The organism is Albidovulum litorale, assembly GCF_025751495.1.
In the GTDB taxonomy this organism is placed as follows: Bacteria; Pseudomonadota; Alphaproteobacteria; order Rhodobacterales; family Rhodobacteraceae; genus Albidovulum; species Albidovulum litorale.
In genome coordinates, this window is sequence record NZ_JAOWKZ010000003.1 from 29,066 (window position 1) to 40,865 (window position 11,800).

Sequence of the window (11,800 nt, forward strand, 5' to 3'; positions counted from 1 at the left end):
TCATGGCCCGCAAACCAATCACCGATATGTCCGCGTGGCCGTCGCTGAGCCTCGAAGGCAACCTGATCGCGCCAGCGATGATCGCCAAGATCGATCAGCGCCAAGCACCCGAGCAATCCCCCGAGGAATACGGGGTTCGCAAAGGTCTGCAGATCCGCGAGGAAATCGCCACCGCCTTCCGCGTAGGCCAATCGCATTTCGATGCCTTTGCGAAGATCGAACACCCCTCGGCCGCCGCTACCTCACGCTTCATCGCCGACTTCTTCAAGGAAACCTTCGGGTACACCGATCTCGCGGTAGCAGCAGCACCGATCGCCTTGATCGCGTCCGACCGTGTGCCTGTCGTCGTCGTCCCGCCGTCCGAGCTGCTTGATCGCCGCAGCCCGACGCTCTCGACGGACAGGTCGCGCTCTCCGGCATTCGCCCTTCAAGATCATCTGAATGATCGGGACGAGGCCCTTTGGGGTATCGTGACCAACGGGATGCAGTTGCGCCTCATGCGCGACAATGCCTCGCTGACCCGTCCGGCTTATATCGAGGCCGATCTGGCGCAGATGTTCACAAACGAAGACATCGCGTCCTTCGCAGTGCTCTGGCTCCTGATCCACCGCACCCGCTTCGGCGCGGCAGATACCCCCGCCACCGATTGCCCCCTCGAACGCTGGCGCGATGCTGGTTCAAAGGAGGGCGAAGCCGCGCGTGATCGCCTGGCCGGTCAGGTCCAGCTGGCCCTCAAACTGCTCGGCTCGGGTTTTCTGGAGGCCAACCCCGACCTCGCCGCGAAACTTCACTCCGGCGAAGTGAACCTGACCGAATGGTTCAACGAACTCCTGCGTCTCGTCTATCGCCTGATCTTCCTCATGGTGGCCGAGGACCGGAACCTCCTTCACCCGGAAAAGGCCAAGCCCGAGGCCCGCGCCCTTTACGCCCAGGGCTATTCGCTCCAGTCGCTGCGCAAGCAATGCTACCGCGCCGCCACCTGGGACAAGCACCATGACCGCTACGAGGGGGTGAAGATCGTCTTCCGCGCCCTCACGCATGGCCAGCCCGCCCTTGCGCTGCCCGCCCTCGGCGGCCTTTTTGCCGAGGACAGGCTGCCCCACCTCGAAACCGCCCGCCTGCGCAACCGCGCCTTCATGGAGGCGCTCTACCGCCTCTCCTGGCTCGCCGACAAGAACGGCATGGTCCCGGTCAACTGGCGCGCGATGGAGACCGAGGAACTGGGCTCGGTCTACGAATCCCTCCTCGAACTGCAGCCGCAGCTGGGCGACGACGGCAAGACGCTGGTCTTCGCGTCCGAGGCCGCCGAGCAGAAGGGCAACCAGCGCAAGACCACCGGCTCCTACTACACACCCGACAGCCTCGTTCAGGCGCTCTTGGACACCGCGCTCGACCCCGTGCTCGACAAGACCGAGGCCGAGGCGGATGATCCCGCCAAGGCGCTGCTGAAACTCTCGGTCATCGACCCCGCCTGCGGCTCGGGCCACTTCCTGCTGGCCGCCGCCCGCCGCATCGCCACGCGGCTTGCCCGCATCCGGGCCGAGGGCACGCCCTCGCTCGCCGATTTCCGCCATGCGCTGCGCGATGTGGCGCGTTGCTGCATTCATGGGGTGGACCGCAACCCGATGGCGGTGGAGCTGACCAAAGTCGCGCTCTGGATCGAGACGGTGGACCCGGGCCTTCCCCTCGGCTTCTTCGACGCGCAAATCCGCTGCGGCGATGCGCTGCTGGGGGTGTTCGACCTGCAGGTGCTGCAGGACGGCATTCCCGATGCCGCCTACAAGCCGCTGACCGGCGACGACAAGGAAACCGCGAAATACTACCTCAAGGCCAATCGCGATGCGACGGCGGGGCAAGGCGGGTTCGACTTCGGCACCGGTCAGGCGTCGATGCCCGCGATGAAGCCGCTGGCGCTGGATTTCTCGGGCTTCCGCGACTTGCCCGAGGATACGGTCGAGCAGATCGGCGCCAAGGCCAAGCGGTTCAAGGAACTGCGCAAGGGGCAGACCTTTGTCCGCGCCAAGGCGGCGGCGGACCTCTATGTGGCGGCCTTCCTGCTGCCCAAGGTCGGTGGCGCACCGGCGGGGGCCTCGGCCCGCACCGTGCCGACGACAGAGGAACTGTGGATGGCCCTCAATCAGGGCAAGATGCGCCAGGCGATGGTCGAGGCGCCTAAGGCCGCCCGCAACGCCCGCGCCCTGCATTGGCCGTTGGAGTTTCCTGATGTGATGCAGCGCGGTGGGTTCGACGTGGTACTGGGCAATCCGCCTTGGGAGCGGATCAAGCTGCAGGAACAGGAGTTCTTTGCCTCCCGCTCGCCCGAGATCGCCAATGCGCCGAACAAGGCTGCGCGGGACAAGCTAATCAAGGCGTTAGATAAGGCGGCTCCCGGTACTCCAGATCGCGCTCTGTTTAGCGCCTTCACTGCGGCCAAGCGCGAGGCCGAGGCGACCAGCGAATTTGTCCGTGTGGCGGGCGAGGATGGCGGACGCTTTGCGCTGACCGGACGGGGCGACGTGAACACCTATGCCTTGTTCGCAGAGCTTTTCGCCAATCTTGCAAGGCAGCGGGCGGGAGTGATTGTACCCACCGGTATTGCCACCGATGCAACCACTGCGCCCTTCTTCGCGCATCTGGTGGGGGCGCGGCGGCTCGCAAAGCTCGTGGACTTCGAGAACTCCGCACCGATTTTTTCAGGCGTTCACCGCAGCTTTAAATTTGCCCTGCTCACCTTGGGCCGCGATGAAACCAACGCGCGTTTCGCGTTCTTCCTGACTGATCCGTCGCAACTTGCTGAACCAGAACGCAACTTTGCTCTCACACCTGACGATATCGCGGCGATCAATCCAAATACCAACACCGCGCCCGTGTTTCGCGCGCGCGCAGATGCGGAACTGACAGCCAAGATCTACGCAAGGGCCCCTGTTTTGATTGATGAAGGGAAAGGCGCGTCTGGCAACCCTTGGGGCATTTCGTTCATGGCCATGTTCCACATGTCGAACGATTCCCATTTGTTTCGAACCGCTGAGCAGCTTAGCGCCGATGGTTTCGCCCGCGATGGAACAGACTGGCGAAATGGAAGCGACCACTTCGTCCCACTATATGAAGCGAAGATGATTTGGCACTTCGATCATCGGGCTTCTTCGTATCACACGCGCGGCAATGATCGAGGAAACCGTATCCTGCCGCCGACCACTGAAGAAGAGCATGAGGACATCGCGTTCGAAGCAGAGCCTTTCTACTGGGTGGCCGCAAAGGACTTGAACGGTGCGCTTCGGGATCGAAGCAACCAAGTCGAATGCCTGTTCGGATGGCGTGATGTTACAACCGCAATTGCAGAAAGGACCATGGTGCCATGTATCATTCCACGATACGGCACCGGGGATACTTTTCTCTTAGCCTTCACAGAAAAGCCGGCCGAATTGCTGCTCTGTCTCTATGCAAACTGGGCGTCTTTGGCTTTTGACTACGCCACAAGGCAAAAGATCGCATACGTCCATCTGAAATATAACATAGTCAAGCAGTTGCCGACGATTGCGCCCGACTTTTACACTGAAGTTCATCGCGCCTTCATCACCCCGAAGGTGCTGGAACTCACCTACACCTCGCACAGTCTCGCCCCCTTCGCCCGCGATCTGGGCCATGACGGCCCGCCCTTCGCCTGGGACGAGGACCGCCGCGCGCTCCTGCGCGCCGATCTCGACGCCTTCTACGCCCGCGCCTACGGCCTGACCCGCGACGAGCTGCGCTACATCCTCGACCCCGCCGACGTGAAGGGCCCCGACTACCCCTCGGAAACCTTCCGCGTCCTCAAGGAAAAGGAAATCCGCACCCACGGCGAATACCGAACCCGCCGCCTCGTCCTCGAAGCCTGGGACCGCATGGAAGCGAACGGCGAATTCACGGCGATGGGGATGTGAGCGATGGCGGTCATCGACCCCGTCGTCAACGGTCGCGTGGCCGACTTCATCCGGGGCGCGGTCCAGTCGATCTTCGACTCGCGCTTCGACTGGACGCCGGACGCCGAGTCCATCCTCGTGCTGATGCGCGAGGGTGGCATGTCGCCCGAGCAGGAGCGACGCTTTCTCCCCTATTTCGATCTGTTCGTCGAACAGGCCCGGCAGGGCGAAGTTAGCGGTTTCAGCCCGCGGGTCGACGATGAAACCTTCGTCGATTACCCGCCGAAGTTCGACCTCGACGCACTACTGACACCGCCATCGTCGCCCGACGCTCAAAAGGACCTGTTCGACGGAACTGGTCCAAGAACCGAGTCCGAGCGCGCCCTGATCGACCAGCTGATCGCGGCGACAAAGCTCTATGACAGCAGCGAGGCGATCCAGGAGCTGTTCGCCTTCACGGTCCGCCTTCGCGAGTTCGCCCCTTTCAACGCGATGCTGCTGCACATCCAGAAGCCGGGCCTCACGCATGCCGCGACAGCGCATGACTGGTGGCACAGGTTCGGCCGCGTGCCGAAAAAGAGCGCACGGCCGCTCCTGGTGCTGCGCATGAAGGGCCCGGTCGACTTCGTGTTCGACGTGCAGGATACCGAGGGCAAGGACCTGCCGATCGATGCGTTCTCCTTCCCGACCTTCGGCAATCTGAGCGACAACCGCTTCGCCGAGTTCATGCGAGCCGTCGGCAAGGAGAAGATCGATCTCGTCCCGCTCGACGCAGGAGACGGTCAGGCAGGCTGGATCCGACTGCTCGCCCGCGCGAAGAACGACAAGGGCAAGAACGTCTACCAGCTTGCCTACAACCGGAATCACGCCGCACCGACGCGCTTCGTGACTGTCGCCCACGAACTGGCGCACCTGTACCTCGGCCACCTCGGAGCCGATAACGGACGCCGTGTTCCGGATCGGCGTAACACGCCCCACGCGCTGATGGAAGTGGAAGCCGAGATGGCGGCATACCTGGTGGCGATGCGCAACGGACTCACGCCGAGGAGCGAAAGCTACCTGTCGAACTACAAAGGGGCCTTTGAGGACCTGAACCTCTACGCGGTGACGAGAACCGCGAATGCCGTGGAAACCGCGATGGGCATCTCCGCCCAGAAGCTCTGGAACGAGAAGGCATGAGGGAATGATCGAGACGCCCCAATCCTTCGTGACCCGCCAGGAATGCGACAAGGTCACCTACCAGAACGGCTTCCGGCGCCCCCATGGCGAATTCGATGGCTGGCAGCGGTACAGTTCGACGACCGCGCAGGGGTCGATCTGGCTCGCTCGGGACACTTCCGGTCCGTGGCTCCTCGCCCTGGATCACGCCGGGGTCATTGCTGAGATCGGGATTGAGGCGTCAGATGCCCCAGGACCAGGCCTCGCACGGTTCCGGTTTGCCTCGCTGGCACAGCTTTATGGCGTGATGCCAAGAGTTTACGAGCTTGCCGCAAGCCTTCCCGACGCACCACTTCAGGAGTTTCTTCACCGCACAAAGAACTTGCCGAAGACGACAGAGGCGGAACGCCTTGTGGTCCAGCGTGTCGGCCAGAACATTTTTCGTGAGCGTCTGATCAAATACTGGCGGGGGCGATGCCCTCTGACCGGGATTGTCGACAAGCCGCTTCTCCGTGCCTCTCACATCAAGCCATGGCGCGACTGTGAAAACGACGCAGAGCGTCTGGATGTCCATAACGGCCTGCTTCTGTCGGCTCTTTGGGATGCCGTTTTCGATGGCGGTCTGGTTACCTTCGGCGATGACGGCATCCCTGTCTTTTCGGAGAACCTCAGCGAGCAGGCGCGTGCGCGGCTTTATTTTGATCGGCCAGTCGCTTTGACGGACAGGCATCGAGTCTTCTTGGAGTGGCACCGGACGAAGGTATTCGACGTCAAAGCGTCTGACGCCCCGCCTGCCGATTGAGACGCGATAGGTCGAAAGCTGGTCGGCTGGTCAATAGTCCGTCTCGACATAGACCCCCGAGCAATCATAGGCGACCGCCGCCGCCGTCGCGCCGTTGTTCATGAAATTCCGGGGGCTCAGGAGTTGCGTCGCGGCGGGGATGTCGCTGTCGAGCATGGTCTCGACTACCGCCCCGCTGACCTCCTCGACCACCCGGACGCCGATCTCGCTGCTGTTCGGGGCCGCGAGGAGCGTCAGGGTCAGTACGTTCGTCGTGCTCGCCACCGGGAAACTCGCTCCGAGATCGGTGAGCGTCGGCGCGCCGGAGCCGTCGTTCTGCACCAGCTGCCAGTTCGTGTGGGTGCCGCGCTGGAAGCCGATGCCGATGCAGTTCACCACGGCGGACAACGTCAAGGTCGTGGCCAGCGCCGTGGTCGATCCGTAGAGGCCGAAGAAGCCCATACCGGTCGCCTGCAGCGTCACCAACGAGAGTCTGTTTACATAGGTGAAGCCGCCGAGGCCATCCGCATTGCCGCGCCAGCAGACCCAGCCGGCCGAGCGTTCCTCGGCCGCCGCATCGACGGTTGCGGCGCTGGTCACGCGCCAGCGGCGCATCGAGGTCGAGAGGTTGGTGGTGGCGAGCGTCGGGGTGGAGACGGTGCCGACGGCGGTGCGCGGCATGCCGTTGGTGTTGACGGTCGTGCCGGTGGACGGCGCCCAGGTCGCGATCCGGTTCACCCCGAAATGCGGCTGGAGCGGAAAGAACCGCCCCGAGGGGCGCTGGACGTCGAGCCATCCAGCCCCGGCGCGGTCCCGCGCATAGACGGCGAGCTTGCCGGAGGGGGGCGGCGTGGGCACGGCATCGAGCGCCGGGAGCACGACGGGTTCGGGCATCTCGACCCGGCCGCTGCTGCGGTCGATCCGGAGCGCCTCGTAGAAGGCCGAGCCGTCCGGGCTGACCTTGAAGCTGAAATCGTCGCTGCCCAGAAGTCCGATCAGCGCCCGGGCCGACCAGTTGGTCTTGAAGGCGAAGCTCGCATCGTTGGCGGGCGCGGCCTTGTTGATGGTCGCCTCAACCCCGGCACCTGCGTTGTTCAGCAGTACTGCGGGCGTGTTAACCGAGAGCCGGTTGTAGCTGTCGGCCGTCGCCCCGCCGAGGCCCAGAAGCTGGGCGGTCAGGTTCGCCTGGGGCATGCCGACCTGGGTCACGGCATTGGCGAAGGTCACGGTTGGGGTGTTGATCACCGTGGTGCCATTCGCGCCTGAGGTCGCGGGGCCGATGTTGATGACCGTGTTCGAGCCCGATGCACCGCCGGTGCCAAGGTTTACGGTCTTGGTGAGGCCGGTCGTCGTCGCCCCCGTGCCCATGCCGTAGGTCGCGGTGCCCGTCGCCGTGCCGATGGTCGCGGTTGCGCCCGAGACAGTGACGGTGCCAGAGGCCGTCAGCGTGCCCGAGAAGGTCTTGTTGCCGGTGAAGGTCTGGGTGCCCGCGAGGATCGCCAGTTCCGAGGAGGTGTTCGGCAGCGTATAGTTGCGGGTCGTGCCGGTGCTGATACCGGCGAGCGAGAAGACCGCCTTCTTGGTGGGATCGGCGTCGTTCACGAGGCTGAAGACGGCGTCAGAGATGTCGCTCGGCTCGCCCATGACCTCCCAGGCAGCACCTGTCCAGACGAGCAGCACGGCCTCGTCCTCGACCCATGTCCGCCAGCCGATGCGCGGCGGCAGGCGTAGCCAGGCGCCGTTGGTCCAGAGGGCAACGTTCAGGTCCCAACCAGCCCAATCGCCCGCCGCGCCCGAAGCGACGATATAGCGGTCGCCATCGGCGGGGCTTCCCGGCGGAACGGTCAGATCCCGGTCGAGGACCGAGAGCTGGACGAGTCCGTCGAGGATCCGCAGCGCCTCGTTATGGGTGACATGCTTCTGGGCCTGCGCCGCGAGGATATAGGGCAGCAGCAGATGGGTCGTTGCGTCGGACATGGGATGGCCTTCAGAAGGTCAGCGTGACGATTTTCGGCGCGCCCCGCCCCGCGAGGGCGGAGAGCTGATAGATGCGAATGTCGAGGGTGTCGCCGGGGCCCAGCATTGCGCCCCAGTCGGTGATCTGCTGGGCGACGGCGTAGACGGCATTGGTGGTGGCCGTGCTCAGCACTCGCTTCACCGTGGCGCCGTCGAGGATCTCGACCTCGTAGGCTTCGAGCTCCTCGGCCAGCGGCACCTCCAGCCCACCCCAGTTGTCGGCGGACAACGCGCGGGATCGGCGCGTCCAGCGGATCGTGAGGTCGCCGGGCGTGCGCGGCGTGCGCCACGGCTGCTCGACATGGGCGACAGAGAATGGTCGCAGCCCCACGCCTTCGGGCGTGAAGGCCTGCGCCACATAGGTCTCGTCGCTGACCGTGCGGCTCGCGGGGCCGATGCGCCAGTTCCATGGAATGCCGAGCTCGGCCTCGGCGATCGGCAGCGATGTCAACGCTGCGTCGAGTACCACGACCCGCGCACCAGAAGGCGTCGGATTGCCCATGGCGCCCTCGGTGCCGCGCTGGCCGCGCAGGAGTCGGGTCAGGCGATACCGGCCAGGGGCGATCAGTTCCGCCGCGCCCGCCTGCACGATCTCCCAGACACCGGACGCGCTCTCGATGGCCAGCGCATTGGCGCCGCCGAACAGGGTCAGATCTGTGACGCTTTCCAGAGTGCCGGTCAGCAGATCGATGACCAGCATATTGCCGAGGTCGAAGCGCGACGTCGGCCCGGCATAGAAGTCCGACACCAGCGTGCCGATCCGGGCGCGTGTGCCAAACGTGGTTAGCAGGTCGAAGCCGTCCGTCGATGGGCTTCGATAAACCGCGATCTCGCCGGGCCAAGGCACCGCATGCGCCGCCGCGAAGGGCCGATGCGCGGCCTGATCATCGGTCAGCTGCGGCAGATCGAGAAGGACCGCCTCGGGCGTGCCGAAGACGACGGCCTGCGACAGCGCCGAGGGTCGCGGCGCGCCGGGCGGCAGGTCGTAGGCCTCCCGATCCTGACGCACGGCTTCGATGCCACGCGCGTCGGCGTCGGCGATGGAGATGAGCCGCAGCGGAATGGACCGGCCGTCATGGGCTAGCATCACCACATCAGCCGGGTCGAGTGCCAGCCGTGACGGCGGCAGCCGAAAAGCCGCGCTTTCCCGGCCGGTCCAAGCTTCCATCAGCGCGCGGCGGCAACGGCGCTCGGCCTCCTCCGGCGGCACAGCCATCGGGAAGCTCTCGGAGGCGATGCGCGTCGTGTCGACGGTGATGCGCCGGGCCTCGACCTGCGCGGCCTCGTAATCCTCGTCAGCACGGGCCACCTGCCACTTCAGCGCCTGGGGCAGTTCGGTCTCTTGGCCACGGGTGAGTTCCAGCACGTCGCCCTCGCGCGCGGCGACCAGACCGTCCGGTGCAACACTCGCCACCGCCGCCCTGCCACGCATGACGAAGCGGATCACTCCCTCGGTCTCGACGGCATCGAAGCCGAAGTGGCGGGCCAGCGTCGTGATCGAGGCCCGCGGGCTTTCCAGCGCGGTGATTGCGTAGCCCTCCACCGCACCCCAGAGCCCGGTGACGTCGATCCGGGTCCCCGGCAGTCCGGCGCGCAGGCAGAGGTGCCGCACGAGCGCGGCCAGAGCCACTGATCCGAGCCGTCCGGTCAGCCAATGGCCGAGCCGCCAGTTGGGGCCATCGGTCCAGACATCGGTCAGTTCAGGAAAGAACGGGTACGGACGGGCGTCCCAGGTCCAGGCCGCGCATTCGGGGACATCGACCATCCGGCCGCCGTAGACCGAGGACAGCGGGTTGTTTGCGGCCTCGCCCCAGAAGAGATAGGTCGCCTCGAGATAGGCGCGCTGGATGGTGTCGTCGCGCCAGCCCCGCGAGAAATACGGCGTGAAGCTTTCGGAGGATTTCGGGTCGAAGAAGACGTTGGGCTGGTTGGTGCCCCGGTCGATGGCCGGGCAGCCGAGTTCGGTGAAACGGATGGGCTTGGACTCCGGCACCCACGCGGTCGGCGTGCCGCTCTCCACCCCACCCGGACGATTGAAATGCGGGTTCGACCACCAGCTGCGCAGATCCTTGTAGCGGAAGACCCACGGCTTGCCGGCGGCACCGTCGGTGATCGGCGTGCGGACCTGTGCGGAGCGGTCAGCGGCACTGGCATAGAACCAGTCGAAGCCTTCGCGGCCCGCGATGTTCGCCTGCAAATAGGCCCGGTCGTAGATCGCTGGCCAGCCCTCGGCCGCGTCCGCATGTCCGAACCCGTCGCGCCAGTCCGACAGCGGCATGTAGTTGTCGATGCCGACGAAATCGATGTTGGCGTCCGCCAAGAGCGGATCGAGGTGGAAGAAGACGTCGCCGCTGCCGTCGCCCGGATGGTGGCCGAAGTATTCGGACCAGTCGGCCGCGTAGCCGATGTCCGTGCCTGCTCCGAGAATGGCGCGCACATCGGCGGCAAGCGCCTTGAACGCGGTGACGGCGGGATAGGTGCTGGGGCCCGAGCGGATGGTGGTCAGGCCGCGCATCTCCGAGCCGATCAGGAAAGCGTCGACCCCACCCGCCATGGCGCAGAGATGGGCGTAGTGCAGCATCATGCGGCGCAGGCCCCAGTCCCCGGACGGGCCGGTCCAGGAGACGGTCTCGCCCGAGATCGCGAAGTCGGAGGGGCTGGCAGCGCCAAAGAACGCCGAGACCTGGCTGGCAGCAGTCGCCATCTTGTCCACGCTCCCGGCATAGTCCGCGGCGGGCGAACAGGTGATCCGCCCGCGCCAGGGGAATGTCGGCTGGCCCGTCTCGGCGGCATTGTCGGAGTAAGGGTTCGGCAGCGTGTTGCCGAGCGGGACGTCCATCAGGAGGAACGGATAGAAGGTCACGCGCAGACCACGCGCTTTCATCTCCCGGATCGCCTGCACCACCGCGAAATCGGCCGGCGTGCCGCCATAGACCGGGCGATCCTCGGCGTCGCGGCTGACAAGGAAGGCATTCGCGCGGCTGACGCCATTGACCGACCAGCCGACCGGCGTCGTGGATTTCGCCGTGACCTCGACGCCGGGGCGCAGCTTGCAGGAGCTCGCGCGCAGGTCGTCCCCAAACCACGCCACGACCAGGCTGACGCTTTCGACGGCCGGGGCCATGGCCTGCAGGCGGTCAAGCGCGACCACAATGTCGGTGATGTCGGGCAACGCGTTCAGGTTTTCGGAAACCGTCGCGCCGCCAGAGGATTTGCGGATCGCCTGCGTGGCATAGGTGAACTCGCCCGAGGCCGGGATCAGGGTGACGGCGCGGGTCAGCCCCTCGGCGGTGTCGGGATCGGCGAGCGGCCGGAACACCTCGAAGGAGAGCTGCGGCAGGCGGTTGCCGTAGGTCGAGAGCGCCAGTTCCTCGAAGACCACATAGGCGGTGCCGCGGTAGGCAGGCGTGCTGGCCGCGCCCATCCTCGCGGCGATGAACGGATCGGCGGACTGTGCTTCGTCGCCGGGATACCAGCGCCAGGTGACGCCGGAGAGGTCCATCGACTTGCCGTCAGCCCACATGCGCCCGATGCCGGTGATCGGGCCTTCACACAAAGCGACGGCGAACGACGCATAGTAGAGATACTCGGTGGTCTTGACCTTGCCGCCCCCGCCGCCTTTGCCGCCGCCTTGGGTGGTGGTCTTGGTCTCCTCGCGGAAATCGGTTGCCCAGATGATGTTGCCGCCGATCCGCATCCGCCCGTAGAGGCGCGGGATGACCGCGCCTTCGGTCGAGGACGTGATGCGCAAGCTGTCGAGCCGTGCCCCTTCGATCCGCTGCGTCGGTGCGAGCGAGGACACGATCCAGCTGTCGACGACCGAGCCGATGGTGGAGCCGATGAAGCCGCCGATGGTCGCGGCGCTGACGCCGAGGATCGCGCCACCGATCGAGCCGCCTATGGCGGCACCGGCAGCGCCGAGAATGAGGGTGGCCATTTCGGGGTC

Annotated in this window: 5 protein-coding genes; 3 read left to right on the top strand and 2 right to left on the bottom strand. The window is 65.5% G+C overall.

Translation table 11 applies throughout. From position 1 onward, the window contains the following. Positions 1–2: 2 nt before the first annotated feature. Genes OEZ71_RS10945 through OEZ71_RS10955 form a run of 3 tightly spaced genes read left to right on the top strand, consistent with a single transcriptional unit; the run spans position 3 to position 5,859 of the window. On the top strand, positions 3–3,920 hold the full coding sequence (locus tag OEZ71_RS10945) for an Eco57I restriction-modification methylase domain-containing protein (RefSeq protein ID WP_263740033.1): 3,918 nt from the start codon (positions 3–5) through the stop codon (positions 3,918–3,920). Between the two features lie 3 nt (positions 3,921–3,923). Continuing rightward, on the top strand, positions 3,924–5,078 hold the full coding sequence (locus OEZ71_RS10950) for an ImmA/IrrE family metallo-endopeptidase (protein ID WP_263740034.1): 1,155 nt from the start codon (positions 3,924–3,926) through the stop codon (positions 5,076–5,078). A 4-nt stretch (positions 5,079–5,082) separates the two neighbouring features. Continuing rightward, the gene (locus tag OEZ71_RS10955) at positions 5,083–5,859 is read left to right on the top strand and encodes an HNH endonuclease (RefSeq protein ID WP_263740035.1); all 777 of its coding nucleotides are present in this window, start codon (positions 5,083–5,085) and stop codon (positions 5,857–5,859) included. Positions 5,860–5,889: 30 nt separating this feature from the next. On the opposite strand, the gene OEZ71_RS10960 is transcribed toward OEZ71_RS10955, so the two are convergent. Together OEZ71_RS10960 and OEZ71_RS10965 are read right to left on the bottom strand one after the other, a co-directional pair. Beyond that, positions 5,890–7,815 carry a DUF2793 domain-containing protein gene (locus OEZ71_RS10960; protein WP_263740036.1) on the bottom strand — a complete coding sequence of 642 codons (1,926 nt, stop codon included), beginning with the start codon at positions 7,813–7,815 and terminating at the stop codon, positions 5,890–5,892. Positions 7,816–7,825: 10 nt separating this feature from the next. Next, positions 7,826–11,791, bottom strand: a complete 3,966-nt coding sequence (locus OEZ71_RS10965; protein WP_263740037.1) for a baseplate multidomain protein megatron — start codon at positions 11,789–11,791, stop codon at positions 7,826–7,828. Positions 11,792–11,800 lie beyond the last annotated feature (9 nt).

Excerpts from the sequence above, each read along its gene's own strand:
- OEZ71_RS10950 (WP_263740034.1), top strand. The coding sequence starts at position 3,924 with ATGGCGGTCATCGACCCCGTCGTCAACGGTCGCGTGGCCGACTTCATC.
- OEZ71_RS10960 (WP_263740036.1), bottom strand. The coding sequence starts at position 7,815 with ATGTCCGACGCAACGACCCATCTGCTGCTGCCCTATATCCTCGCGGCG.
- OEZ71_RS10965 (WP_263740037.1), bottom strand. The coding sequence starts at position 11,791 with ATGGCCACCCTCATTCTCGGCGCTGCCGGTGCCGCCATAGGCGGCTCG.
- OEZ71_RS10955 (WP_263740035.1), top strand. The coding sequence starts at position 5,083 with ATGATCGAGACGCCCCAATCCTTCGTGACCCGCCAGGAATGCGACAAG.
- OEZ71_RS10945 (WP_263740033.1), top strand. The coding sequence starts at position 3 with ATGGCCCGCAAACCAATCACCGATATGTCCGCGTGGCCGTCGCTGAGC.